This is a genomic window from Amycolatopsis dendrobii, assembly GCF_014145675.1.
Lineage (GTDB): Bacteria > Actinomycetota > Actinomycetes > Mycobacteriales > Pseudonocardiaceae > Amycolatopsis > Amycolatopsis dendrobii.
In genome coordinates this window covers 26,185-49,127 of record NZ_JACGZW010000022.1, presented here as the reverse complement: position 1 = coordinate 49,127, position 22,943 = coordinate 26,185, and the positions used below count along the sequence as shown (strand labels likewise).

Sequence of the window (22,943 nt, the reverse complement as noted above, 5' to 3'; positions counted from 1 at the left end):
TCGCGCCGCCAGCGATCCATGCCACGTCCACCGCCCTCACCAGGGACGACAGGGATACCCCGGTGAGGAGGACCACAAACATGTTTAACGAGGCGAAGTTCTGGGCATGCGTGCGCCTGGGCCGCACACCATCGGTATGCGACCTGTGACCCCAGACCATGGGCCTTCCGGGGCGCTACCGCAACTCCAGCGCCGAAAAATGGGGTTCTACCTGGGGTTCAGCGTCGACTGTCCGCACGCGACCGTCGCCGCTTCCGTCCGCGCCGCCCGAGCCCGGACAGCGGCGTCCAGACCGCGGGCAGCAGGAGCAGCGCGACGACGGCGAGCCACCACAGCGGAGCCTGGCCGCGCCGCCAACCGTCCACAACGGTGCCGAGCCAGCCGAACAACGGCTGCGCGAGGGGCGGCAGGAAGGCCGCGAACAGCAACGCGGCTATCACCAGCACACCCAGCACGGTGAGCACCATTCGCCACGTGCGCCTCAAGGTCAGCAGGCTCACCACGAGGAACACGAGTGCGCCGCCCGCCACCGGCAGGCCGAGCCATTGCAGGACGGACCCGCCTTCGCCGCTGAGCACGAACCCGGCGATCGCGGTGATGGCGGCGGCTAGCAGGTTCCAGGGGCGGCCCAGCCGCGTCGCGCCTTGGGTGACCCACCACGAACTGCGGCTGCTGAGCTGCGCGAATTTCGCCAGCGGCTGGAGGGTTTTCGGGACCCGGGTGGCCGTGGACGCGGCGTTGAGCCCGGCGGCTCCGGCTTTGACAATCGTTTTGGTGAGCAGTGTACTGCCGAGTTCGCCTTCGAAGCGTTCAGCGGAGACTTGGCAGGCTTGGAAAGCGCGCTGAGCCGCGTCCTGCTGACCGGAATTTTCCGGCGGGGCGGCGGCTTTCCGGGATTCTTGTTCGAGCGGCCGGGAAACCATCAGCTTCCGGAAACTCTCCGACGCTTTTCCGTTGCCCTCCTTCGCATCATGCTCGGCCTGCTGCGCGAGCACTGGCAATTCCTCCCGCGCGATCGTCAGCTGCCGCGACTTGGCCAGCACCATCGACGTCACCGGAAGACTGGTCGGGATGTCCTTGCCGAAGTCGACCGGCGACAGATTCGCGTCCAGGCCGAGGAAAGCCAGTTCGTCGCCCAGCTGGGCGAGCAGCCCGGGCAGGTCCGAGGGCATCCCGTTGTCCGCGGGCGAAGGCGGCTCCCAGCCGATCTCGCGAAACGTCGCCCTTACCTGCTCCCGGAATTCCTCAGGGCCCACGATGTCGCGCAGCACCCGCAGGCGTTTCGGGTCGAGCAGGCACTGCATCAGCCAGCCCGCGCCGTCGATCCGGCCCCACATCCAGTCGTTCGCGCGCCACGACGCTTTGTAGAAGCCGCCGAAGTTGCTCGCCTGCGTACCGGTCAGCTTGTCCCGGCCGCGGGGGCGCGCCAGGTCGAGCAGGGTCCGGCTGTCCGCGCTCATCTGCACCAGGTCGACGCGCTGGTCCACCGCCGGCGCTTCGGCCAGCAGCCCCCGCGTTGCCATGTGCAGCAACAGGAATCGCGCCATCACGAATCCGTCCGCGACGTCCGCGTTGTCAAGGCCGAACCAGTCCAGCAGCGTCGTCACCGTGTCGGCGGCGTCCGCGGACCACTGGTTTTCCTTGCCCGACAACGCTTGCAGCACCGGAGCGGCCGACCGCAGCGCGCCGGTCAGCTCCGGCCACGCCTCGCCGACGGCGTCCGACGCCCCGAGATCCGCCCATTCGGCGGCGAGCTGGCCGATCCAGTCCGGCATCGAGGTGCCTGGCGGCGGCGGTTCGTGCCGGGCCACCCACGCGGGCAACCGCACGTCGCGAGCCGCGCTCCGCCGGGCGGCGTGCATCTTCGCGCGGGCCTCGTTGAGCTGGGTCGCCTGGTCGAGATCCGGGCCCATCCGGAAGCCCGCGTTGATCAGCTGGATGCCGGTGGCGACCGCGTCTTCCAGCGTTGAAGTGCGGTAGCGGACCATTTCGCCGACCGGGACCGATTCGCCGGGCAACGCGGCCGGGATCCCGCGGCGCAATCCGTCGGCAGCGATGTCCTGCAGCAGCGCCGAATTCCCGGCCGCCCACTTACTGTCCTCATCGGACAGTTCGTAGCGGCGGGTGACCGCGCGAACCAGCTCGGCCGCGTCGAGCGCGACCCGGCGGTCGAGGTACGCCCGGTGCACCCGGTCGTCCACCAGCTGCCCGCCGCGCAGGCCGAGCGACGCGAGCGCGACCCGGGTGTCCCTGGTGCGCGTGACGGCGGAGTTGTGCTTGCTCAATTCCTCCAGCTCGACGCTGATGGTCTGGCTCATGATCGTGGAGGCGACCTTCGCCAACGCGGTGCCGAGCATCGGGGGATCCGCCGGATCGCAGGTCATCGGCTTGGCTTCGCCGTCGACCGTCGGGACGACGTACAGCAGCAGCCGTCGCACATCCGTCGACGAAGAGCGTTCGAAAATCTCTCGCAACGCCGGTCGCAAGGGCTTGTTCACCAGCACGCCGCCGTCGGCGAGCCAATGCGAACGCACCAGCTCGGTGTAATCGGTCATGTCCGGATGCAGCCGGTCCGCCGCCTCGGGGCCGATCGGCATGCGCGACAGTTCGAAGGCACCGGGGAAGGACGCGCTCGACCGGGCGGCGAGCGCGAGCGGGCCGTGCACCTGGTTATTCCACAATGGACCGTCGAAGCGGAACAGCATGCGATGTTCGGTGTCCCGCACCCGGTTTCCGAGCGCGTCGTCGTACTGCGTGGTCTCGCCGTCGAGCATGGTGCCGGTGAGCAGCACGGTCACATCCGGCGGCTCAGTGGGCACGACGCCGGACCCGGTGATGTCGTGCATCGCCTGGACGAGTCCGCCCAGCAGCACCTTGTCTCCGTTCAGCACCGAACGCGGCCGCGTCTCGCCGGGGTCGCGGATCAGATTCTCCAGCGACCCGGCGGAGAACCAGGTGTCGCGCAAGATCGCGGGCGTCGACCGGTACGCCTCCGCCAGCCCGAGACACGCGGCGTTGATGCCGCCCGCGCTCGTTCCGGTGAGCACGTCCAGGCGCACCGAAGCGTGCAAAAGGTCGAGCAGTTTCCGGTAGCCGTTACTTTCGTCCGGCGTGCGCGAAGCGTGCAGCAACGCCGACGTCTCGGTAGCGACTCCCCCCATCCACACTGCCAGGCTGGATCCCCCCACCATGGCCATCGCGATCCGGATTTCCTGCGGCCACGGCACCGCCGTCTCACCCATGAGGGTCAGTCTCCCGGCCCAGCCCGCTCCTCCACAAGGCCCAACCTCGTGAGTGTTTATGCCGGTTCTAACCGGGTTTGCCACTCACGACACCTACGTGGCGAGATGCTCCAACACCAGCACCTGCGCCTCCCCCACCGCGAACCCGAGCACCGCCCCGGTCGCGATGAGAATCCATTCGTCCTGCTGGAAAGCCGGGCGCAGCAGCTGCTCGAACTCCTCGGGCGACAATTCCTTCATCTTGCCGACCAGCACGTTCCGGATGTCCATCGCGTCGGTGGCGTAATCCTCGATGTAGCGCATGGTGTCCGGCAGCCGGGTCATGATCTGCTCGGAGATGGCCAGCTTCATGTCCTGGTAGCGGCGGCTGCCGATGGCGAAGACCAGCAACGGTTTCGCCACGTTCGCCGCCCGGCCCAGCTCGCGGTCGAGCTGCCGCTGGATGAGCGCGAGCACCCGGTCGGAAAGCGGGCCCTGCAGCACCGCCTCGATGACGTTGTGCGGCGTGATGATTTCTTTCGCGATCAACTCGCCGTAGGCCTCGGCGACCTCCGCGCGCCGCTTGAGGAACAGACCCTGCCAGGTGACGCCGAAGTATTTCTTCGGCTCCAGCGGGTAGAAAATCATCCGCAACGCGAGCCAGTCGGTGAACCAGCCGGTGAAGAGGCCGAACAACGGCATGATCGGCGGGAATTTGAACAGCACCCAGGCGACCATCTGGATGACGCCGATCAGGCCGCCGAACACGAGTCCGGAGCGCGCGATGAACTTGAACTCCTCCGCGCCCGCTTCCTGGAAGATCCGGTTGAGCAGCCGTTTGTCCTTGACGAGGCTGGTCACCACCATGCCCTTGAGGTCGAACACACTGTCCACATCGGACTGAATGAGTTCGAGCACGGCCTTGACCATGTGCGGCGATTCGGCCTGCACGCGCTGGATCACCAGCCGCTGCACGCCGACCGGCAGTGATTCCCACAGGCCCGGCTGATAGTGCCCGGCCACCTCGCGCACGATGTCCTCGACCGCCGCGAGCAGCGGTTTCTCGATTTCCTTCGCGATCCGGTCCGCGTCGAGCCTCGCGACGACCTCGGCCGGTTTGATCAGCTGCTCGGTCATCGTGTCGCAGGCGATGCTCGCCATCCGCGCGGCCCGTTTGGGCACGATGCCCTGCCAGCCGAGGAAGGGCTTGACGCCGATGAACTCGACCGGCTGGAACATCATCCGGATCGCGACCAGCTTCGTGCCGTACCCGATCAGCGCGGCGACGATCGGAATGGAGACATAGAGCGGCCAGTGCCGGACGAAGTCGTCGAGAATGCCCGAGACGAACCCGCCCATCGGGTTCAGCCCAGGCTCGGGTCGCAGGCCTGCCAGAACTGCGCGCCGAGCCGCGAGACGTGGATGGTGCGGCGGATGATCTTGATCCGCTTCACCTGCTTCTCCACCTCGCGGACCGACTCGTCGGTCAGCAGGATCTCGTACTGCGTCTCGAGCGAGGGCACCTCCTCGTCCAGTTCGACCAGCCCGAGGCCGATCAGCCGGGTCACGTAGCCGGGCACCTGGTCCGGCAGCGACACCCCGGCCGCCTTGCCGACCGTCGAGGCGTTGCGCAGCACGATCCGGCCGGTGCCGCCCATGGCGCTGCGCTCGGCGACGTCGATCGCGGGGAACGGGGAGCCGTCCGACAGCGCGGCGAGGATGCGCGCTTCGTCGGGCGTGAGCTGGCGGAGAATGATCGCGTACAAGTACTCGCGGGCGCGTTCGCGGCCGAAGCCGATGGAGTGGTTGAGCAGTTCGGCCATCGCCGCGCGCAACGGTTCGACGTGGTCGCGGGCGGGCACCAGCGTCACGGTCGTCTCGACGGCGCGGCTGCCGACGTCGGCCCGGTTCATCGCGGACGCCGCGGTCAACGCCGCGTGATAGGGATCGTCGACCTCGTCGAGGCGGCGGCGCAGTTCGCTCAGCAGGCCGCGTTCGACCTGCTTGAGGCCGCGTTCGGCGGTGTCGATCCCGGGGAGTTTGCGGGTCAGGTCGAAGCCGGTGCGCGCCGCCCATCCGGCGAGCTGGCCTGCCCGGCGGGCCAGGTTGGCCACGTCCTCGGCGGTGCCCCGGCCGTTCGGTCGCTGGTAGTCCACGGGCTGCTCCCCTCACTGTTCGCGCTGATGCTACCTGCGAGTAGGCCGAATGGCCCTGTGATGCCTGGCCGGTGGGTGTTGGATGACGCGCATGACCGCGCCGTGGGGACCGCCGATCGACGTGCTGCCGCTGCTCGTCCGCGAAGAACAGGCGCTGATCGGAGTTCTCTCCGACCTCCGGACGCCCGAGTGGGCCCTGCCCGCGCTCGGCGAACGGACGGTGCACGACCTGACCGCCGACATCCTGGGCCGCAAGCTCAGGCGGCTCTCCCGGGACCGGGACGGCCACTTCGCGGAGGGGTCGTCTTGGGTCTCCGCCTGCCGGCAACTGTCGCCGGAGGTGCTGTTCGCGATGCTCGTGGACAGCACGACACAGCTGACCGAACTGTGGAAGCACCGCGACCTGGACGAACCGGCCGCGGCGCCGTTGTGGCTGACGGTCGCTCGCGACTACGCGGCGCAGTGGGTGCTTCAGCAGCAGGTCCGGGAGGCCGCGGCAGCTCCGCTGCTCGACGAGCCGGAGTTCCGGACGCCGGTGGTGGACACGTTTCTGCGTGCGCTGCCGCAGATGCTGCGAACGGTGCCCGCGCGGGCCGGACGTCAGGTGGCCTGTGCGGTGGAGGGAGCCGGGCGATGGACTCTCCGCGCGACCTCGGCGGGCTGGACGATCGACCGCGGCGCTGCGACGTCACGGTCTCCGCTCGCCTCTCTGGTTACCGACGCGGACGCGTTCTGGCGGCTGTGCAGCGGGACGTTGCCCGCATCGGACGTGGGCGCGCGAGTGCAGGTCAGCGGGGATCCCGCGGTGTGCGAGATCCTGCTGAGCCTGCGAGCGCCGGAATGCGGCTGACGGTACCGGTCAGCGCCGTCGGCGGGCCTGCTTCCGCAACTGGAGGATGCGAGCGCCGCCGATCAACGCGACCAGCGCGGCACCCGCGATCGCGGCGAACAGCATCGCCACCGCGAGCGGCATGCTGCCGGACGCGCCGAGGAAGTGGACGGTCGCCGTGTCCAGGTTCTGCAGGATGAACACCAGCAGGAACGCCAGCACGACGATCGCCACGATGACGGCGATCCAGGTGCCGCTGATCCGGGTGGACTTGACCTTGCCCCGGCGGCCCGCGGGTTTCGCGGCGGGCGGGCGCGGCCCGGGTTCGGCTCCCGGTGCGGTGCCCGGGGCGGCGTGGTCGAGTGCGCCGGGCACCTCAGTGCCCGGCGCCTCGGGAATTTCCGATTTCGCGGCCCCGTCGGGACCGTCGTTTCGCGCGTGGGACATATCGTGATTGTCCGCCCACTCGCCGTGCTGCGCTAATTCAGAGCTTGGCGTCGACCTCGCGCAGCACCCGGAGCGTGTTGCGGCCGGCGAGTTTCGCGCAGTCCTCGTCGCTCCAGCCGCGTTCCATCAGCGCGGCGATGAGCACCGGGTACTTCGACACGTCCTCGAGGCCTTCCGGCAGCTCGCCGACGCCGTCGTAGTCGCCGCCGAGCCCGATGTGGTCGATCCCGGCGACCTCGCGCGCGTGCTCGATGTGCGCGACGACGTCCTCGATCGTCGACTTCGGCTTGGGCGGCGCGTCCCAGGTCTCGGCGAACCGGCCGCGCTGGCCGAGGTCGAGGAACTCCTGCCCGGCGGCGGTCATCGCGTCCCGGAGCTGGTTGTCCCACTCGGTGACCGCGGCGGAGATGAAGGCGGGCACGAAGGTGATCATCGCGACGCCGCCGTTGCCGGGCAGCTGGGCGAGCACGTCGTCGGGGATGTTGCGCGGATGGTCGTTGACCGCGCGGCACGACGAGTGGCTGAAGATCACCGGCGCGCTCGACACCTCGATCGCGGCGCGCATGGTGCTCGGCGCGACGTGCGAAAGGTCGACCAGCATGCCGATCCGGTTCATCTCGCGCACGACCTCGCGGCCGAACTCGGTGAGCCCGTCGTGCTCGGGCTTGTCGGTTCCGGAGTCCGCCCAGGTGGTGTTGAAATTGTGGGTCAGCGTCATGTACCGGACGCCGAGCCTGCGCAGAATCCGCAGCACCCCGAGGGATTCGGCGATGCTGTGCCCGCCTTCGGCCCCGAGCAACGACGCGATCCGCCCGCCGGAGAACGCCGCCTCGGCCTCGTCGGCCGTGGTCACCAGCCGCAGCCGCTCGGGGTAGCGCTCGGCCAGCTGGTAAACCACCTCGATCTGTTCCAGCACCGCGGTGACCGCGCTGTCGCCCTTGAACTCGCACGGGACGTACACCGACCAGAACTGCAGGCCCAGCTTGCCTTCGGCGAGTTTGGGGAAGTCGGTGTGCAGCGTCGGCTGCGGGACCGTGAGATCCACGCCCGCCACCGCCTCGACCGGGTTCGGGCCCGCTTTGTCGCGGAGCGCCCACGGCAGGTCGTTGTGTCCGTCGGCGAGGATCGTGGAGGCGAGCAGGTCTTGCGCGCGAGTCAGCTCGGTCATGCCCCGACCCTAGCGAGCCAGTCCTTCGCCGTGCTGATTCCTTCGACGGTCACCTGATGCCCTCCCGGCCAGCGATGCGTCGCCACCTCCGCGTGCCGCTCGCGGAACTGGCGGACGAGTGCGTCGTTGGCTGGCAGCGGAGCCATCGGATCCTGCTCGCCGTTGGAAAGGAATATGCGAGTTCCGGTGAGATCGAGGCGCGGCAATTCCGGCAATGGGGACATCGACGAGAACAGAATCGCTTCCCGGAGCGCGTCCGGCCTGGTGAGCGCTACCGCGGCCGCGATGTTCGCGCCATTCGAGAATCCTACCGCCACCGCCCTGCCGAACCCGTACTTTTCCCGTGCCTCGTTGAGGAAATCCGCCAGTTCGTCCGCTCGCGCCCGGACGTCCTCGTGATCGAACACGCCCTCCGAAAGCCGCCGAAACCACCGCGCCGCCCCGTTTTCCGAAACCGGCCCCGCCGGCGCGAGCGTCCCCGATTCCGGGCTCAGCTCGTTCGCCACACTGAGCAAATCGTCTGGACCACCACCGGTTCCGTGCAGGAGAACAAGCACCGGGAGGTCCGGGTCGCCCTCGGCGTACCGGTGAATCATCGTCGCTCCTTTGTGGACACCTCAGCCTTCGTTGTCCAGAGTAACTTCTCGCGCGCAAGATGTATTCCGGGTAGACTCCGGAAGATGACCCCGGATCCGCAGACGGACGACGACGAGATCGTGACGTGGTGGGGCCTCGTGATCGAGGGCTATCTGGCCACGCAGAACGCACTGATGGGAGAAATCGCCGAACGGTTCGGCCTGGCTCCCGCGTCGTTCGACATCCTGCTGCGCCTGGTGCGGTCCCCGGAACACCGCATGCCGATGACCCGCCTGGCGACCGAAGCCGCCCTGTCGAGCGGAGGCTTCACCAAGGTGGCGGACCGCTTGGTCGCCGCGGATTTGATCTGCCGCATCCCGAGCCCGGAAGACCGCCGGGTGACGTTCGCCTCCCTGACCGAGCACGGGTTGGAGGTGGCGCTCAAAGCGAGAGCCGCGTGCGCGGAAATCTTGTGGCGGATCGTGCTCGGGCCATTGGGGCCTGATGCCGAGGGGCTGGCGGAGGCGATGCGGACGCTGCGGTCGGTGAACGGGTGATCGCGGGCTACCCGGGTCATGGATAACTGAAGCCGTCGGCCTCCAGCCGACGCCGGAGGACCGTCAAGCAGCGATGCCGGATGCGGCTCACGCTCGACGGGGAGATGCCCAGTTCGGCGGCCAATTGGTCGTGCCGCAGTTCCGGGCAGTGCGCCAGCAGGAGCATCATCCGCCGGTGGCGTTCCGGGAACTTCGCCACCGCGCGCCACAGCGCGGTCGCCAGTTCGCCAGCCAAGGTTTCCGTCTCGGGCGACTTCGCCGGTTCGTGTGCATCCAGGTGCGAGTCGTCGACCAGCTTCACCCGCGCGCGGTTTTCGGCTGCCCGGAGCGCCTGCCGCCACGCGACGGTCGTCAGCCAGCCGGCCAGGCCGTTCGAATCCCGCAAGTCCGGCTGGCGGGTGAGCAATTCCAGCCAGGCCGTTTGGCAAGCGTCGTCCGCGTCGGCGCGAAAGCCCGGGTTCGCGCCGACGATCCGGTTCATCCTCGTCAACAGACGGCGTACTTCGTCCTCGCTCCGCATTCCTCGCACGGGAAGGCTGACGAGCCAGGCCGCTCGGCGGATCCGGTTCAGCTGGGCGAATGCCGGATTGAGTGATCAACTTCGGCTGGATGTATCCAAGGACGAGCGAGTGTCTCGGGCACCTGAAATCAGGTCGCGGCAGGTCGATAAATCGACCGAGGCAACCGCGTCAACTCCGAGCGACCGCCTCCGCATAAGCCGCCGCCAAGCGTTCCGTGGCCGTTGGCCCGTCTCCGTCCGGCCGGGGAATCCCGAGATGCCGCTCCCGGAGCTCCGCCATGAATTCCTCCCACAGCGGCGGGCCGCCAGCTTCCAGGAGTTCCGCCCGGACGCGCAATTCCGGCGTCGTCGGCCGATGCCGCAACCCCCAGCTTCCCAACGCCACCAAAACCGGCACCAGCTGAATCGCCGCCTCAGTCAAACTGTAAGTCGCGCGCTGCCCGCGACCGGCTGAATCGCGCGTGAGCAATCCGGCTTCGGTCAGCGTGCGCAGCCGGTCGGCGAGGATATTCGACGCGATTCCTTCCTCCGACTGCGATTGCAACTGCCGGAAATGCCGCCGGTCGCCGAACATCACGTCGCGCAGGACCAGCAGGCTCCAGCGGTCGCCGACGACCTCGATCGCGGCGTTGATCGGGCACCCCGAGCGCGGGCCGTCCGGCATCGCATACCTCCTCCAAACCACTTGCACTTTACCATCGCCTCCGGCATAGTGCTTGCAAAAGACAAGCAGGGGGTATCGATGCTGGTACGCGTCCAGTGCTTCAACGTTTCCGCCGACGGCTACGGCGCCGGTCCGGACCAAACGCTCGAGCAGCCGTTCGGCCATCCCGACCCGGGACCGCTCTTCGCCTGGGCCGGGGCCACCGCCAGCTGGCCGATGCGCGGCGAACCCGGCGGCACTCGCGGGCTCGACGACTACTTCACCCGCGACATGCACCGCGGTGACGTCGGCGCGGAAATCATGGGACGCAACAAGTTCGGCCCGTACCGCGGGCCGTGGGAGAACCACGACTGGCAAGGCTGGTGGGGCGACGAACCCCCGTTCCGCGCGCCGGTCTTCGTCCTCACTCACCACGTACGACCCTCGATCACCCTGGGCCAGACCACTTTCCACTTCCTCGACACGACCCCGGAGGAAGCACTCGCGCAGGCAAAGAAAGCCGCCGGCGACAAGGACGTGCGGATCGGCGGCGGCGTCAACACGGTGCGGCAATTCCTCGAAGCCGGTCTCATCGACACGCTGCACATCGCCGTCGCACCGGTCGAACTCGGCGCAGGAGAACGGCTCTGGGCGAGCCCGGACGAACTGACCGACCGCTACCACCTCGAGAAAATCCCCAGCTCCAGCGGCGTCGTGCACCACTTGTTCTGGCGCAAATAAACTCAACGCAGGCCGGGCATCAGCCGTAACGCATTACCGGACAGAACACCGTCCAGGACCTCCGCGGGCAACCCCAAATCGGCGACCGCACGGACATTCACGGCAGTTCCCGGCACCCCAGGCCAGTCAGTGCCGAAGATCCATTTCCGGGCCAATCGCACGAGATCGAACCGCGCGTAATACTCCGGCAGTTTCTTCGGCGGCAGCCCGGCGAGGTCGAGCCACACGTTCGGCCTCGCCTGGGCCATGAACGCCGCCACGTCGTACCACCAGCCGCGGCCGCCGTGCGCGAAGACGAAGTTCACCGACGGGAAGTCTTCGACCACATCAGACAGCAGCGAAGGATCCCCATAGCTGGCACGGGATCCCGGAAAGACCGATAGTCCGGAGTGGAGGATCACCGGAATCCCGCGTTCGGCGCACAAGGCGTAGACCGGGTACAGCTCCTTGTCCGCCGGGGAAAACGCGCCGTGCACCGGATGGATCTTCAACGCCACCGCACCCAGCGCGAGCTGGCGTTCCACCTCGTCGACCAGCGGATGGTGCAGATGCGGATTCACATTGGCCACCAGGCGGAACCGCTCGGGGTTGTAAGCGACCAACGGCAGATTGTCTTCGATCGCCTGAATGCCGGTAGCCCGCGGACTGTATTCGCAAAACAGCAGCACCCGGTCGACGCCCTCCTGCGCCATGAGGTCGTCCATCGCCGCGGGGATCACCGCGCCGTCCGCGTCGTACACCGTGCGCCACGGGTACTCGCCGGCGAAGTCGCGCGCCCAGTCCAGCCACGCGGGCTTGAGCGTGGGCAGCCGCGGGGTGTGCACGTGGGCGTCCACCACGAAATGCTCGTCGATCATGCCGGCCAGTCGATCACGATTGCGGCTGCGGCACGAGCAGCGACTCGCGCACCATCTCGCGGATCACGTTCCGCCGGATCTTCCCGGTCGCGGTCTTCGGCAACTCGGCCATCTCGACCACCCCGCGCGGCCGTTTGAACGCCGCCAACCCCTCCCGGCAAAACTCGATCAGCTCCTCGGCGTCTACAGTGGACGAAGGGGCGGCGACAACGCAGGCGACCGGTTTGTCCAATCCGTCCTCGTCCGGCGCGGCGACCACCGCCACCTCGGCAACGGCCGGATGTTGCAGCAGCCGTTCTTCCACTTCGGACGGAGACACCCAGATCCCGCCCGCCTTCAGCATGTCCCCGAATCGGCCGAGACACGTGTAGGTGCCATCCGAGTTGCGCACGTAGCTGTCGCCGGTCCGCAGCCACGGGCCCTGGAAAACCTGTTTCGTAGTCTCGTATCGCGCCCAATACCCGGTGGCGATGGACGGTCCGGACACGAACAGCTCACCCGGCCGTCCCGCTTCCGAAATCACCGCACCCTGCTCGTCCCGGATTTCGACCGAGTACCCCGGCACCGCCACGCCGGTACTGCCCGGCCGCACCGCACCCGGCTGGTTGGACAGGAAAATATGCAACGCCTCAGTCGACCCGATCCCGTCCAGGATCTCCACCCCGAACCGCTCACGGAATCGCTTGAACAACGCCGACGGCAACGGCTCGCCAGCCGAAACCGCGTACCGCACCGAGGAAAACGAATCGTCCGGCACGTCGCTGGCCAGCAGCGCCGCGTAGAACGTCGGCACTCCGAAGAACAACGTCGGCCGGTCCGCCCGCGCCCGTGCGGCAATGAGCCCCGGCGTCGGACGCGCCGGTTCCAGCAGCGTCGTCCCGCCACAGGAGAGCGGGAAGAACGCCGAGTTTCCTAGCCCATAAGCAAAAAACAACTTGGGCACGGACAGGAACCGGTCCGAAGAGGACACTCCCAGCACCTGTGAGGCGTAGGTCGAGCACACCGCGCGAATGCTCCCGTGCCGGTGCATCGCGCCCTTCGGCTTGCCGGTCGTGCCGGAGGTGTACAGCCACAGCGCGGGCGAATCCTCCCAAGTCGGCGAGGCCACGACATCGTCCGTCGGGGTCAACGGCCACCGGTGCGTCCGCACTCCGGCGGGGAACTCCGCCGGATCGGCCCGGTCGAGCACCACATCGGTCACCTCGGGCGCACCGGTCAGCGCGCCCGCCGCCTGCGCGGAAAACTCCCCGGACACGCACAGCACCCGCGCCCGCGAATCGGCGAGCACCTGGCCCAGTTCGAGCCCGGTGACCATAGTGGACACCGGAACCGCGACCGCGCCGACGAGCATCGCGCCGAGGATCCCGCTCAGCAGTTCGACGTCGTCGACCATGCAGAACATGACCCGCTCCTCCGGACGCACGCCGAGCGCACGCAGTCCGGACGCGACCCGGTGGGTCTCGGCGGCGAGTTCGCCGTAGCTGAGCGTGCGCCGCGGCGAGACGACCGCGAGCGCGTCCGGACGGCCTTGGCCGAGCAGGTACTCCGCGGCGTTGAAATTCGCGGGAACCGTCATCGGTGCCCCCTCAGGTGAGGTACACGTACTCGTAGTCGAAAGGTTTGCCGTTGATGCCCTGCCTCGGCGGCGCGACCCAGCTGGCGATCTTCCCGCGCTCGTACACCGGGTGCATGAGCGACCGGACGAACGTCAGGTCCTCGGCCGTCGGCAGCCATTTGCGCCGCGCTGCCTCCCACGTGGCCTCGTCGACGATGCTGCCGTCCGGAGTAACGTGGTGGCCGGAGTTTATGCCCACCTCGCGGTTGAAACCAGGGTGCGGCAACGCGAACCGGAAGTCGATGCCCGCGTCGCCGAGGATCTTGTTCCACCGGTTGACCCCGGTTTGGCAATCCGCGGTGTACTCGGCGCGCAAGTCGAGATTCAGCAGCAGAATGGCCTGCAATTCCTCGGACGTCCAGGTCCCGTCGTCGCGCGGACGCTCAAGCAGGCGGCTGTCCTCGGTGAGTTTGTGGTCGTCCTTGCGCCGCGTCTCCTGCCAGCGGCCCTTGAGCCCCGCGGTGTAGTAGTTCGCCGCGTTCGTCGACGTTTCACTGCCGAACAGGTCGAGCGACACGGTGTAGTGGAAGTTCAGGTACCGCTGGATCACGTCCAGCGGGATCCCGCCGTGCGACGCGATGTCGTAGGTGTCGTGCTCGCGGATGAGTTCGGCGCTGCGCTGCACCACCCGGTCGACGCCGGTGGTGCCCACCATCATGTGGTGCGCCTCCTCCTTGAGCATGAACTCGCAGGTGCGCGACAGCGGGTCGAACGAGCTTTCCTTCAACGTGCCGAGCTGGTATTTCCCATCGCGGTCGGTGAAGTACGTGAACATGTAGAACGCGAGCCAGTCGGCCGTTTCCTCGTTGAACGCGCCGAGGATGCGCGGCGCGTCCGGACTGCCGGAGTTGCGCAGCAGCAGGCCCTCGGCCTCATCCCGGCCTTCGCGGCCGAAGTACGCGTGCAGCAGGTACACCATCGCCCACAGGTGCCGGCCCTCTTCCACATTCACCTGGAAGAGATTGCGCAGGTCGTACAGCGAAGGCGCGGTGAGCCCGAGGAGTCGCTGCTGCTCGACCGACGCCGGTTCGGTGTCGCCCTGGATCACGATCAGCCGCTGCAGGTCGGCCCGGTATTCGCCGGGCACCTGCTGCCACACCGGTTCGCCGGCGTGCTCGCCGAACGCGATCCGCCGGTCCGGTTCCCGTTCGGCCAGGAAGATGCCCCACCGGTAGTCCGGGACGTTGACGTGGTCGAAGTGCGCCCAGCCGTCGCGGCCGACGCTCACCGCGGTGCGCAGGTAGACGCCCTCGGTCTCCAGCGTGGGCCCCATCTCGCCCCACCAGTTCATGAACTTCGGCTGCCAGCCCTCCAGCGCGCGCTGCAGCCTGCGGTCGTCGGCGAGCTGGACGTTGTTCGGGATCTTGGCGTCGTAGTCGATCTTTTCGGGCATCGGTTCAGACCCGCTTCCTGTCGAAGACCGCCTTCTGCCCGGTGCCGTAACGACGCAGCGCGCCGTCGGGTCCGGAGGCGTTCGGTCGGGTGAAGATCCAGTTCTGCCAGGCGGTCAGCCGCCCGAAGATCTTGGTTTCGATCGTTTCCGGGCCGACGAACCGGTGGTTCGCCTCCATCCCGGTGAGTGCGTCGGGCGACAGCGAGGCCCGGCCCTCCAGCGCGATCCGGATCTCGTCCTCCCAGTCGAGGTCGTCCGGCGCGTCGGTGACCAGGCCGAGTTCGACGGCTTCGGCGGCGCTCAGCGCACGGTCGCGTTCGCGGGCCAGCCACGTCAGATGGTCGTCGTCGCCGTAGAACCGCGACTGGAGCCTGGACAGTCCGTTGCCCATCGGGAAGACGCCGAAATTGGCTTCCGACAGGGTGATCGACGCGCGTTCCGGCGAGTCCTCGTCGTCGATCGGCGGCCCGTCCAGCAGGTACTGCCGATCCGCCGCGAAGGCCAGTTCGAGCAGGCTGCCCGCGAAACAGCTGCCCGGTTCGATCAACGCGATCAAGGTACGGCTGGTGACGTCCAGCCGCTTCAGCGTGCGCTTGTAGTAGTGCAGGATTTCGTTGCTCAGCCAGTCTTTTCCGCTGAGCACGACCTCCTCGTGCGCGAGCACCTGCTCCGGATCGCCTTCGGTGCGCAGCACCCAGGTGCCGAGTTCTGGTTCGTTCGTGCGCAGCCGCAGGATCGCGTCGTCCAGCTCGCGGGTCATCCGCAGCAGCCAGCCGTCGAGCCGAGGTTCGCCGTCCGGACCGAGCACAGTGAGCGTGACCAGCGAGTTCGGCCGGTCATACGCGATCCGGACGTGCCGGTACTCGATGCCGTCGTCGGTCACCGACGGGTCCAGCGGGGCCAGCTCGATCCCCTGTTCAGCGGGCAGCCGGTCGGATTCGGCGGCCAGTTCGTGCGCCCGCGACAGCACCTTCTCGCGGAACCCGACGCGCGGCACCAGCTCGTCCACCAGCCGCCAGTCGACCGCGGTCCGGCCCTTGACCCCGTCCGGCCGCGTCGCGAACACGTCCGCGAGGTCCCGGCGAACCCGCCGTTTGTCGACCACCCGGGTGAGCCCGCCGGTGCCGGGCAGCACGCCGAGCAGCGGCACCTCGGGCAACGCGACGGTGGACGAGTTGTCGTCGACCAGCAGGATCTTTTCGCAGGCCAGCGCGATCTCGTAGCCGCCGCCGGCGCAGCTGCCGTTCACCGCCGCCACGTAGGTCTGGCCGGAGAACTCGGTCGCGTCCTCGATGCCGTTGCGGGTCTCGTTGGTGAACTTGCAGAAGTTCACCTTCCACTCGTGCGGCGACGCGGCGAGCATCCGGATATTGGCCCCGGCGCAGAACACCTTGTCCTTGGCGCTCGTCACGATCACCGCGCGCACCTGCGGATGTTCGAACCGCAGCCGCTGCGTGGCGTCGTAGAACTCGATGTCGACGCCGAGGTCGTACGAGTTGAGCTTCAGCTCGTACCCGGGCACGAGGCCGCCTTGTTCGTCGACGTCCATCTCCAGCCAGGCGACCTCGCCGTCGACGGCAAGCCGCCAGTGCCGGTACGTGTCCGGATGCCGCTCGAATGTGACAGGTGTGGTGGTGGTCACGTCCTCGATTGTCTACATGGTTTCAACGAACGTCAATGTTGTGTAGACATTTGCCCGGCGATGCTCACCCGGTTGAGCCGCATCGCCGCCCAGCACCCGAATATCCACAGCGCGAGTGCCGCGAACGTGTCGGTGAAGATCGTCGCGAACCAGAACGCCGGGACCCGCGGCACGCCGACGAGGAAATGCCCCGCGCTCGCCAGTCCAGACAGCGAGTAGACCAGCAGAAACGCCAGCGAACGCCAGTACTGGCCGCGTGCGTAGGCGCGATAGCCGAGTGCGCCGAACACAGTGAAGACCACCCAGCTGACCGCTACCACGACCTGCGTGACCGGCACGCTGATGCCCGGGATCTGCGGGTAATCCGCCGCGCGCACCACGTTGTGGGTGTAGTGCAGGACCGTGCTGACCAGGGTGAATGCCAGAATCACCCGCAGCGGGCCGAGTCCTTTCTCGCGCAGAACGTCCATACTGCTCGCCCCCTTGCGATTTGATAGATCGCTCTAGCGGGAGAGTACCCGGACGGCGGCGACCGGCCAAGCCGTGCGCGAAACTGGAGCCATGACCGAGCAGACCATCGAGGCCGACGGCATCACCCTGTGCCACGAATCGTTCGGCGATCCGTCCGCGCCGCCGTTGCTGCTGGTGATGGGCCTTGCCGCGCCGATGATCTGGTGGGACGACGAGTTCTGCGAGCAGCTCGCCGAGGCGGGTTTCCACGTGCACCGGTTCGACAACCGCGACGTCGGGCGCTCGCAGTGGTGGACCGGCCGGGCCAGCCTGCCGCTCGCGTACTTCCTGCGGTCCGCGCCGTACTCGCTCGGCGACCTGGCCGACGACGCGGGCAAGCTGCTCGACGCGCTCGGCATCGAACGCGCGCACGTGGTCGGCACGTCGATGGGCGGGATGATCGCGCAGGAGTTCGCGATCCGGCATCCGCGGCGCGTGCGGACGCTGACCTCGATCATGTCGACGACCGGCGCGCGGAACGTCGGCCTGCCAAGCCCGCGCGCCGCGCTCGCGATGCTGGCCCCGGGGCCGCGCACGCGCGAGGACTACGTGACACAGCTGGTGCGCACGTCAAAGCTGATCGGCTCGCGCGAGTACCAGTTCGACGAGGACCATTTCCGCCAGCGCGCGGAACGCACCTACGACCGCGGCCTCAACCCGGCGGGCGTGTTCCGGCAGCTCGCCGCGATCCTGTCCGCTCGCGACCGGACCGCCGATCTGCGCCGGCTTTCCGTGCCGTCCCTGGTGATTCACGGCACGGCCGATCCGCTCGTGCACATGTCCGGCGGCCGCGCGACGGCCCGCGCGCTGGGCGCCGACCTCGATCTCGTGCCCGGCATGGGACACGACCTGCCGCGCGAGGTGTGGCCGCGCGTGATCGCCGGGATCAAACGGCTCGCTACCCGCTGATCGTCACCGAGCCCAGGTTCGAGAAGTGCGCGGCGACGCGGGAGCCTGGGCGCAGTTCGACGGCGTCGGTCATGCCGCCGGTCAGCACGAGCCAGCCCGGTTCGAGCGCCAATCCGCGTGCGGCCAGCGAATTCGCCGCCAGCGCCAGCGCCTCGGCCGGGTGGCCCTGCACGGCGGCCCCGGTCGCGGTGTCGACGATCTGACCGTCTACTTCGAGCAGCGCGGCTTCCAGTGAAAGGTCCAAAGAGGACGGTGGACGGCCGACCGAGCCGAGCCCGAACAGCGCCGACGAACCGTTGTCCGCCACGACGTCCGGCAACGTGAACCGGTAGTCGCGGTACCGGCTGTCGATGATCTCGATTCCGCCGTACACCTGGGAAACCGCGGCGAGAGCGGTAGCCGCGGTGACGCCAGGACCGGCGAGCCGTTCGCCGAGTACGAACACCAGTTCCGGCTCCGCGCGCGGGTGGATGAGCTGCGGCGTCGGGGCGCCCGCGGGCAGCACCATCGCGTCGGTCAGCCACGCGAGCAGCGGTTCCTCGACGCCCATCCGCTGCTGCTTCGCCCGCGACGTGAGCCCGAGCTTCACCCCGATCAGCGTCTCGCCGCGTTCCTGACGCAGCCGCAGGGCTTCGTCCTGGATCGCGTACGCGGTGGCGAGGTCGAGGTCCGGCCAGGTGTCGGTGAGCTGCGCGCTCTCTTCGGTCCGGTTGAGCAATTCCTGCGCTGCAGCAACGATATCGGCGGTCACTTGTCCTCCTCCGGCGCGAACACCGCGGTCACGCTGCCCAGGCCAGCCATGGTCGCCACGACGGTGTCGCCGGGGCGGACGGTCTGTGCGGCGGTCATCGAACCGGGCAGTACGACGTGGCCGGGCTCCAGCGTCACGCCGAGCGGGCCGACCGTGTTGGCCAGCCACACCAGGGCGTTGATCGGCGAACCCAGCACCGCACCGCCCGCGCCGGTGGCCGCGAGCTGGCCGTTGACATGCAGCGTGCAGCCGGCGAGCCGCAGGTCGACGTCTCGCAGATTGGTCGGGCTGCTGCCGAGGATGACGCCGCCAGACGACGCGTTGTCCGCGACGGTGTCGAAGATCGAGATTTTCCAGTCTCGGACCCGCGAATCGACGATCTCCAGCGACGGAAGCACGAAGTCGACCGCGCGGACAGCGTCGGCGACGGTTACGCCCGGACCGCGCAGCGGCGCGCCGAGCACGAACGCGATCTCCGGTTCGATGCGCGGCTGCAGGAACCGCGTCGTCGGGATCGGCTGGTGTTCGAGCAGGAACATCGAGCTGGTGAGGTGCCCGAAGTCGGGCTGGTTCACGCCCATCTGGCGCTGCATCGCCGCGGACGCGAGGCCGACCTTGTGGCCGCGCACCACGTCGCCCGCCGCCACCCAGGCGCGGACTTGCTCCTGCTGCACGCGGTAGGCGTCTTCGATGGTGCCGTCGGGAAAGGTCTTCACGAGCGGATCGATCGGCTCGTGGCGCTCGTACGCGCTCCTCAGCAGCGCGACGGCGTCCTGCAGCTCAGCGGGTTCCACGGGCCGAACTTTGCCTGACCGCGCCGCCTGAGCCAACCCGGCCGTTCCATTCACCGGTACGGACGAGTTCTCTCGCTCGCTAATCTCTTGCGCGCGAGAGTTTGTCGGCGTACCGTACTTCGTGTTGGCTCCCAGAGAGGACGTGACCTGCCATGGCACCCACCGAGACCGAAGTCGCCCAGCTCGCGCAGGCCCGCGACCGGCTGCGGGAGCAGCACCTGCACCCCGCGGCGGAACGCCCGGCGACGGTCGGCCGCGGCATCCACCACACCGCGCTGCTGTCCAGCGACGTCGAGCGGACGATCACCTTCTACCAGGACATTCTCGGCTTTCCGCTCACCGAGCTGATCGAAAACCGCGACTACCCGGGGTCGAGCCACTTCTTCTTCGACGTCGGCAACGGCAACGCGGTCGCGTTCTTCGACCTGCCCGGCCTCGACCTCGGCCCGTACGCGGAGGTGCTCGGCGGGCTGCACCACCTGGCCCTGTCGCTCACCCCGGAAGCGTGGGCGGGCGCGCGCTCCCGGCTCGACGCCGCCGGCGTGAAGTACCAGGAAGAAAGCGGCACGTCGATCTACTTCGCCGACCCGGACGGCGCCCGGATCGAACTGATCGCGGACGACCTCGGCGAGATGTACGGCTCGAAGATCGGCTGAACCACTGGACTCGGCACCCCGCCGGGTTCAGAGTGTTGGCCCATGGGCGACTGGGCGGCTTCGCGGCAGAAGGCACGGCTCGACCGGCGGGAAGCGATCGACGAGCTGATCGCGCGAGTCCGCTTCGAGGTGCGGCTGCACCTGGCGGAGCCGACCGCGATCAGCCGGTACGACGATCTCGCCGAGGTTTTCGCCCTCGGCCACAGCGAGTGCGCCGCCTTGCTGGCGCACGGCCGGTTGCTGCCGTGGTGGGAACGACGGCTGCTCACACGATTCGCGCGTCGGCTGCACGGCCGCGCGATCGCGGGCAGTGTCGCTGACGTGCCCGCGGGCGAGGCTGTCACTGGTGCTTTCCGCGTGGAGATCGCCCGCCTTCTTCCGGACGCCGGCGACACCGGTGCCCGCTATGACCTGCAAGGACGCGGTCTGCTGACCGTCCTTCGCCTAGCGCTCGGCGCCCGCGGCGAAGCGTGGCCAGACCGGCACGAAGTCGCGTCCACTGTCGCGCGCAATGTTCTGGTGTGCAGCTCCGCGTTCCTGCGGCGGTCGCCCTGGCACGTGCTGTGGCCGGTGTATCGCGTCCGCGGCCTGCGGTTGTGGCGGTTGTGACGTAGCGGAATCGTTCGCTGGGCGGGGATGTTGAGGAGAGTATGAAGCCTGAAGAAATTCTCGCCAGCGCGCGCACGATCGCCGTGGTCGGCCTGAGCCGCGACCCGGGCAAGGCCGCGCACGGCGTACCGGCTTCGCTGCAGGCGCACGGTTTCCGGATCATCCCGGTGCATCCGTCGGCGACGGAACTGCTCGGGGAGAACGTTTACCGGTCGCTGGAGGATATTCCGGAGCCGGTGGATCTGGTGGACGTCTTCCGTCCGGCCGACGAGGCACCGGACATCGCTCGTTCCGCGGTGGCGATCGGGGCTAAGGCGTTGTGGCTGCAGCAGGGGATCGTGTCGGCGGAGGCGCGGCGGATCGCTTCGGAGGCCGGGCTGGAGTATGTCGAGGATCGGTGCACTGCCGTGGTCCGGGCGGTCGCGGGGATTTCGCTGGCTTGATTTCCGGCTGTTTGCCGAGGGAGGACCCGCGCTCCGGAACCGACCGGAGCGCTGCCGGTCACGGGTTGGCCCCAGAAGACGGCCGCAAGATCGCGATGTCGCCGACTGTGTGCCGCACGTCGAAGAACCGTTCGGTGATCCGCCAGCCTTCGGCGGTTCGCCGTAGCCGGTCCCGGTAGACCCCGAAGCACTCATAGGGGGCCAGCGCGGCTCGCTCGGCCGCGCCGTAGTGGTACACCCGCGCCTTGCACCGGGCGATCGCCTGGTCGCCGTCGAGCTCCACGATATGGTTGCCCAGCAGGTGTTGCGAGGGACCGCATCCGTCGAGGAAGGACCGGATGGAGGCCACGATCGCGGCCCTGCCGTTCAACTCCTGCCCGCCGTAGCGGCCGACGGCGTCGGCGGTGAAGACCTGATCGAGCGAATCCCAGTCCCGCTCGTCCAAGCTGTAGCTGTAACGGTTGACGACCTCGACGATCGCGTCGCGATCGCTGATCTTCGGCGCAGCCATTGCACTCCTCTTGCCGATTTACCGCTGCACGCTAGGGATCGAACGGCTGCGCGGACGCGCCCGGTCCCGCTCAGCGGGCAGGCCGGAACGGACCGCCACGGGCGTCGGTACGGTCCGTGCCGATCCCGGCCACAGCAGCCGCAAAGTCCGGGCCGCTGGCATTTCACTGATGCGGGCGCAGATCCTTGGCCGAATTTAATCGACGGAATGCTTCGGAACGGTTGGGAGTCGCGATGAAGTCCGCGATGATTCGCGCGCATTCCCGGGGGCTGTGCACTGACGTGTCGCACTCCACGTCGTAATCGCCATGGGCGTGCACGATCGGATACTGCCGCTCCGCCAGACCGGCGGGGCGGTCGCCTCGCACCTGCTCGCGTCGTTGCAGCTCCGGCAGCGGGCAATGCACGCCGACGAAAGTGACTTCCTGCTCCTGCAACACTTCCAGGCAATCGGCGAGCCAATGCGGCCGGAGTACGTGGTCTGCGATCACGCCGTTGCCCGCCGCCGCGAGCCCGGCCAGCATTCGGTGGTAGCCGCGCACAGTCCGTTCGAAAACCTCGTCGAACTCCGGCGTGCCGAATTCGGGCGTCTGCGCCCGCGATCGCATGCTGTTGACCGCATCCCTCGGCAGGGAGAAATACGGACCCGGCAGCAAATCCAGCAGTTCCGCCGCGATACTCGACTTGCCGGAACTGGACGTGCCGTTGAGGAGGATGACGTGTCCGCTCATCCGACGAGCCGGTAGCCCACCCCGCGCACCGTTTCGATCGTCCGCGTCCCGAACGGCGCGTCGATCTTCCGCCGCAAATACCCCACGTAAACCTCGACCACGTTCTCGTCCCCCTCGTAATGCGCGTCCCACACGTGCCCGAGGATCTCGTTCTTGGTCAGCGCCGCTCCTTGCCGCCGCAGCAGAAACTCCAGCAGCCCGAATTCCCGCGCGGTCAGCTCGATCCGCGTCTCTCCTCTGTGGACAGTGCGCGCGGCCGGGTCGAGCCGCAGATCCCCCGCGGTCAGCACCGCCGGGCGAGCCGGTGCGCCCCGTCGAAGCAACGCCCGCAGCCGAGCCAGCAAAACGACGAACGAGAACGGTTTCGAGAGATAGTCGTCCGCGCCGAGATCGAACGCGTCAGCCTCGTCGTACTCGCCGTCCTTCGCCGTGAGCATGAGCACCGGAGTCCAATTCTCCGCCGCCCGCAAGCGTTTCAGCACTTCGTAGCCGGAAAGCTCGGGAAGCATGATGTCGAGCACCACGGCGTCGTAATCGTGCTCCATCGCCGACCAGAGCCCGTCCCGGCCGGTGTGCGCCACGTTCACCGTGAATCCCTCGGCGACCAGGCCGCGGCGAAGGGTTTCGGCGAACTCCAGCTCGTCCTCCACGATCAGCAACCGCAT

The 22,943-nt window shown here is 68.2% G+C and carries 25 protein-coding genes; 7 read left to right on the top strand and 18 right to left on the bottom strand.

Annotated elements, in window-relative coordinates; genetic code table 11:
* Positions 1 to 218: 218 nt before the first annotated feature.
* The 3 genes from H4281_RS42060 to H4281_RS42050 form a co-directional block, all read right to left on the bottom strand.
* The gene (locus H4281_RS42060) at positions 219 to 3,242 is read right to left on the bottom strand and encodes a patatin-like protein (protein WP_182896434.1); all 3,024 of its coding nucleotides are present in this window, start codon (positions 3,240 to 3,242) and stop codon (positions 219 to 221) included.
* A gap of 93 nt (positions 3,243 to 3,335) precedes the next feature.
* Positions 3,336 to 4,580, bottom strand: a complete 1,245-nt coding sequence (locus H4281_RS42055) for a DUF445 domain-containing protein (RefSeq protein WP_182896433.1) — start codon at positions 4,578 to 4,580, stop codon at positions 3,336 to 3,338.
* A 5-nt stretch (positions 4,581 to 4,585) separates the two neighbouring features.
* Positions 4,586 to 5,377: an Abi-alpha family protein gene (locus tag H4281_RS42050; protein WP_182896432.1), complete on the bottom strand. Its 792-nt coding sequence runs from the start codon at positions 5,375 to 5,377 to the stop codon at positions 4,586 to 4,588.
* A gap of 91 nt (positions 5,378 to 5,468) precedes the next feature.
* Here H4281_RS42050 and H4281_RS42045 point away from each other — a divergent pair, with 91 nt between their 5' ends.
* Positions 5,469 to 6,227 (top strand): hypothetical protein, encoded by a 759-nt coding sequence (locus H4281_RS42045; RefSeq protein ID WP_370648134.1) that lies wholly within the window; start codon positions 5,469 to 5,471, stop codon positions 6,225 to 6,227.
* A gap of 9 nt (positions 6,228 to 6,236) precedes the next feature.
* Here H4281_RS42045 and H4281_RS42040 read toward each other — a convergent pair whose 3' ends face one another.
* Genes H4281_RS42040 through H4281_RS42030 form a run of 3 tightly spaced genes read right to left on the bottom strand, consistent with a single transcriptional unit; the run spans position 6,237 to position 8,417 of the window.
* Positions 6,237 to 6,653 (bottom strand): LapA family protein, encoded by a 417-nt coding sequence (locus H4281_RS42040; RefSeq protein WP_182896430.1) that lies wholly within the window; start codon positions 6,651 to 6,653, stop codon positions 6,237 to 6,239.
* Between the two features lie 37 nt (positions 6,654 to 6,690).
* On the bottom strand, positions 6,691 to 7,821 hold the full coding sequence (locus H4281_RS42035; protein ID WP_182896429.1) for a dipeptidase: 1,131 nt from the start codon (positions 7,819 to 7,821) through the stop codon (positions 6,691 to 6,693).
* Entirely contained in the window at positions 7,818 to 8,417 is a 600-nt protein-coding gene (locus H4281_RS42030; RefSeq protein WP_182896428.1) for an alpha/beta hydrolase, read from the bottom strand. The genes H4281_RS42035 and H4281_RS42030 overlap by 4 nt, the downstream gene beginning before the upstream one ends.
* 84 nt (positions 8,418 to 8,501) lie before the next feature.
* Between H4281_RS42030 and H4281_RS42025 the strand changes: the two genes are divergently transcribed.
* Positions 8,502 to 8,954 carry a MarR family winged helix-turn-helix transcriptional regulator gene (locus H4281_RS42025; RefSeq protein WP_182896427.1) on the top strand — a complete coding sequence of 151 codons (453 nt, stop codon included), beginning with the start codon at positions 8,502 to 8,504 and terminating at the stop codon, positions 8,952 to 8,954.
* Between the two features lie 16 nt (positions 8,955 to 8,970).
* Here H4281_RS42025 and H4281_RS42020 read toward each other — a convergent pair whose 3' ends face one another.
* Positions 8,971 to 9,474 carry an RNA polymerase sigma factor gene (locus H4281_RS42020; RefSeq protein ID WP_182896426.1) on the bottom strand — a complete coding sequence of 168 codons (504 nt, stop codon included), beginning with the start codon at positions 9,472 to 9,474 and terminating at the stop codon, positions 8,971 to 8,973.
* A 169-nt stretch (positions 9,475 to 9,643) separates the two neighbouring features.
* Positions 9,644 to 10,138 (bottom strand): winged helix-turn-helix transcriptional regulator, encoded by a 495-nt coding sequence (locus tag H4281_RS42015; protein WP_182896425.1) that lies wholly within the window; start codon positions 10,136 to 10,138, stop codon positions 9,644 to 9,646.
* A gap of 78 nt (positions 10,139 to 10,216) precedes the next feature.
* On the opposite strand from H4281_RS42015, the gene H4281_RS42010 reads away from it, so the two are divergent.
* Entirely contained in the window at positions 10,217 to 10,858 is a 642-nt protein-coding gene (locus H4281_RS42010) for a dihydrofolate reductase family protein (protein WP_182896424.1), read from the top strand.
* 2 nt (positions 10,859 to 10,860) lie between these two features.
* Here H4281_RS42010 and H4281_RS42005 read toward each other — a convergent pair whose 3' ends face one another.
* Genes H4281_RS42005 through H4281_RS41985 form a run of 5 tightly spaced genes read right to left on the bottom strand, consistent with a single transcriptional unit; the run spans position 10,861 to position 16,835 of the window.
* Positions 10,861 to 11,715, bottom strand: coding sequence for an amidohydrolase family protein (locus tag H4281_RS42005; RefSeq protein WP_182896423.1), 855 nt, complete (start codon positions 11,713 to 11,715; stop codon positions 10,861 to 10,863).
* 13 nt (positions 11,716 to 11,728) lie between these two features.
* Entirely contained in the window at positions 11,729 to 13,291 is a 1,563-nt protein-coding gene (locus H4281_RS42000) for a benzoate-CoA ligase family protein (RefSeq protein WP_182896422.1), read from the bottom strand.
* A 10-nt stretch (positions 13,292 to 13,301) separates the two neighbouring features.
* Complete coding sequence (gene boxB / locus H4281_RS41995; RefSeq protein ID WP_182896421.1) at positions 13,302 to 14,723, bottom strand: benzoyl-CoA 2,3-epoxidase subunit BoxB; 1,422 nt, start codon at positions 14,721 to 14,723, stop codon at positions 13,302 to 13,304.
* Positions 14,724 to 14,727: 4 nt separating this feature from the next.
* Positions 14,728 to 16,365, bottom strand: a complete 1,638-nt coding sequence (gene boxC / locus H4281_RS41990) for a 2,3-epoxybenzoyl-CoA dihydrolase (protein WP_182896420.1) — start codon at positions 16,363 to 16,365, stop codon at positions 14,728 to 14,730.
* A gap of 32 nt (positions 16,366 to 16,397) precedes the next feature.
* On the bottom strand, positions 16,398 to 16,835 hold the full coding sequence (locus tag H4281_RS41985; RefSeq protein WP_182896419.1) for a hypothetical protein: 438 nt from the start codon (positions 16,833 to 16,835) through the stop codon (positions 16,398 to 16,400).
* 91 nt (positions 16,836 to 16,926) lie between these two features.
* Here H4281_RS41985 and H4281_RS41980 point away from each other — a divergent pair, with 91 nt between their 5' ends.
* Entirely contained in the window at positions 16,927 to 17,784 is an 858-nt protein-coding gene (locus H4281_RS41980; protein WP_182896418.1) for an alpha/beta fold hydrolase, read from the top strand.
* Here the strand turns inward: H4281_RS41980 and H4281_RS41975 are convergent.
* Positions 17,774 to 18,535, bottom strand: a complete 762-nt coding sequence (locus H4281_RS41975; RefSeq protein WP_182896417.1) for a 2-keto-4-pentenoate hydratase — start codon at positions 18,533 to 18,535, stop codon at positions 17,774 to 17,776. The two genes, H4281_RS41980 and H4281_RS41975, sit on opposite strands and share 11 nt — an antisense overlap.
* Positions 18,532 to 19,329, bottom strand: coding sequence for a 2-keto-4-pentenoate hydratase (locus H4281_RS41970; RefSeq protein ID WP_182896416.1), 798 nt, complete (start codon positions 19,327 to 19,329; stop codon positions 18,532 to 18,534). The genes H4281_RS41975 and H4281_RS41970 overlap by 4 nt, the downstream gene beginning before the upstream one ends.
* Positions 19,330 to 19,481: 152 nt before the next feature.
* Between H4281_RS41970 and H4281_RS41965 the strand changes: the two genes are divergently transcribed.
* The 3 genes from H4281_RS41965 to H4281_RS41955 are packed head-to-tail and all read left to right on the top strand — an operon-like array spanning position 19,482 to position 21,037.
* Positions 19,482 to 19,985, top strand: coding sequence for a VOC family protein (locus tag H4281_RS41965; RefSeq protein ID WP_182896415.1), 504 nt, complete (start codon positions 19,482 to 19,484; stop codon positions 19,983 to 19,985).
* Between the two features lie 42 nt (positions 19,986 to 20,027).
* Positions 20,028 to 20,594 carry a hypothetical protein gene (locus H4281_RS41960; RefSeq protein ID WP_182896414.1) on the top strand — a complete coding sequence of 189 codons (567 nt, stop codon included), beginning with the start codon at positions 20,028 to 20,030 and terminating at the stop codon, positions 20,592 to 20,594.
* Positions 20,595 to 20,635: 41 nt separating this feature from the next.
* The gene (locus tag H4281_RS41955) at positions 20,636 to 21,037 is read left to right on the top strand and encodes a CoA-binding protein (RefSeq protein WP_182896413.1); all 402 of its coding nucleotides are present in this window, start codon (positions 20,636 to 20,638) and stop codon (positions 21,035 to 21,037) included.
* A 58-nt stretch (positions 21,038 to 21,095) separates the two neighbouring features.
* Here H4281_RS41955 and H4281_RS41950 read toward each other — a convergent pair whose 3' ends face one another.
* The 3 genes from H4281_RS41950 to H4281_RS41940 all read right to left on the bottom strand — a co-directional run bounded on the left by H4281_RS41950 (position 21,096) and on the right by H4281_RS41940 (position 22,943).
* The gene (locus tag H4281_RS41950; RefSeq protein WP_182896412.1) at positions 21,096 to 21,548 is read right to left on the bottom strand and encodes a nuclear transport factor 2 family protein; all 453 of its coding nucleotides are present in this window, start codon (positions 21,546 to 21,548) and stop codon (positions 21,096 to 21,098) included.
* 163 nt (positions 21,549 to 21,711) lie between these two features.
* Positions 21,712 to 22,278, bottom strand: coding sequence for a chloramphenicol phosphotransferase CPT family protein (locus H4281_RS41945; RefSeq protein ID WP_182896411.1), 567 nt, complete (start codon positions 22,276 to 22,278; stop codon positions 21,712 to 21,714).
* The gene (locus tag H4281_RS41940; RefSeq protein WP_037354559.1) at positions 22,275 to 22,943 is read right to left on the bottom strand and encodes a response regulator transcription factor; all 669 of its coding nucleotides are present in this window, start codon (positions 22,941 to 22,943) and stop codon (positions 22,275 to 22,277) included. Before H4281_RS41940 ends, H4281_RS41945 begins: the two co-directional genes overlap by 4 nt.

Bases quoted from the DNA above. Each gene is read 5' to 3' on its own strand.
- H4281_RS41955 (WP_182896413.1), top strand. From the start codon at position 20,636: ATGAAGCCTGAAGAAATTCTCGCCAGCGCGCGCACGATCGCCGTGGTC.
- H4281_RS42040 (WP_182896430.1), bottom strand. From the start codon at position 6,653: ATGTCCCACGCGCGAAACGACGGTCCCGACGGGGCCGCGAAATCGGAA.
- H4281_RS41985 (WP_182896419.1), bottom strand. From the start codon at position 16,835: ATGGACGTTCTGCGCGAGAAAGGACTCGGCCCGCTGCGGGTGATTCTG.
- H4281_RS41980 (WP_182896418.1), top strand. From the start codon at position 16,927: ATGACCGAGCAGACCATCGAGGCCGACGGCATCACCCTGTGCCACGAA.
- H4281_RS42035 (WP_182896429.1), bottom strand. From the start codon at position 7,821: ATGACCGAGCTGACTCGCGCGCAAGACCTGCTCGCCTCCACGATCCTC.
- H4281_RS41960 (WP_182896414.1), top strand. From the start codon at position 20,028: ATGGGCGACTGGGCGGCTTCGCGGCAGAAGGCACGGCTCGACCGGCGG.
- H4281_RS42010 (WP_182896424.1), top strand. From the start codon at position 10,217: ATGCTGGTACGCGTCCAGTGCTTCAACGTTTCCGCCGACGGCTACGGC.
- H4281_RS41950 (WP_182896412.1), bottom strand. From the start codon at position 21,548: ATGGCTGCGCCGAAGATCAGCGATCGCGACGCGATCGTCGAGGTCGTC.
- H4281_RS42025 (WP_182896427.1), top strand. From the start codon at position 8,502: ATGACCCCGGATCCGCAGACGGACGACGACGAGATCGTGACGTGGTGG.
- H4281_RS42020 (WP_182896426.1), bottom strand. From the start codon at position 9,474: ATGCGGAGCGAGGACGAAGTACGCCGTCTGTTGACGAGGATGAACCGG.
- H4281_RS41965 (WP_182896415.1), top strand. From the start codon at position 19,482: ATGGCACCCACCGAGACCGAAGTCGCCCAGCTCGCGCAGGCCCGCGAC.
- H4281_RS42030 (WP_182896428.1), bottom strand. From the start codon at position 8,417: ATGATTCACCGGTACGCCGAGGGCGACCCGGACCTCCCGGTGCTTGTT.
- H4281_RS42000 (WP_182896422.1), bottom strand. From the start codon at position 13,291: ATGACGGTTCCCGCGAATTTCAACGCCGCGGAGTACCTGCTCGGCCAA.
- H4281_RS42005 (WP_182896423.1), bottom strand. From the start codon at position 11,715: ATGATCGACGAGCATTTCGTGGTGGACGCCCACGTGCACACCCCGCGG.
- H4281_RS41945 (WP_182896411.1), bottom strand. From the start codon at position 22,278: ATGAGCGGACACGTCATCCTCCTCAACGGCACGTCCAGTTCCGGCAAG.
- H4281_RS42055 (WP_182896433.1), bottom strand. From the start codon at position 4,580: ATGGGCGGGTTCGTCTCGGGCATTCTCGACGACTTCGTCCGGCACTGG.
- H4281_RS42015 (WP_182896425.1), bottom strand. From the start codon at position 10,138: ATGCCGGACGGCCCGCGCTCGGGGTGCCCGATCAACGCCGCGATCGAG.
- H4281_RS42060 (WP_182896434.1), bottom strand. From the start codon at position 3,242: ATGGGTGAGACGGCGGTGCCGTGGCCGCAGGAAATCCGGATCGCGATG.
- boxB (WP_182896421.1), bottom strand. From the start codon at position 14,723: ATGCCCGAAAAGATCGACTACGACGCCAAGATCCCGAACAACGTCCAG.
- H4281_RS41940 (WP_037354559.1), bottom strand. From the start codon at position 22,943: ATGCGGTTGCTGATCGTGGAGGACGAGCTGGAGTTCGCCGAAACCCTT.
- H4281_RS42045 (WP_370648134.1), top strand. From the start codon at position 5,469: ATGACCGCGCCGTGGGGACCGCCGATCGACGTGCTGCCGCTGCTCGTC.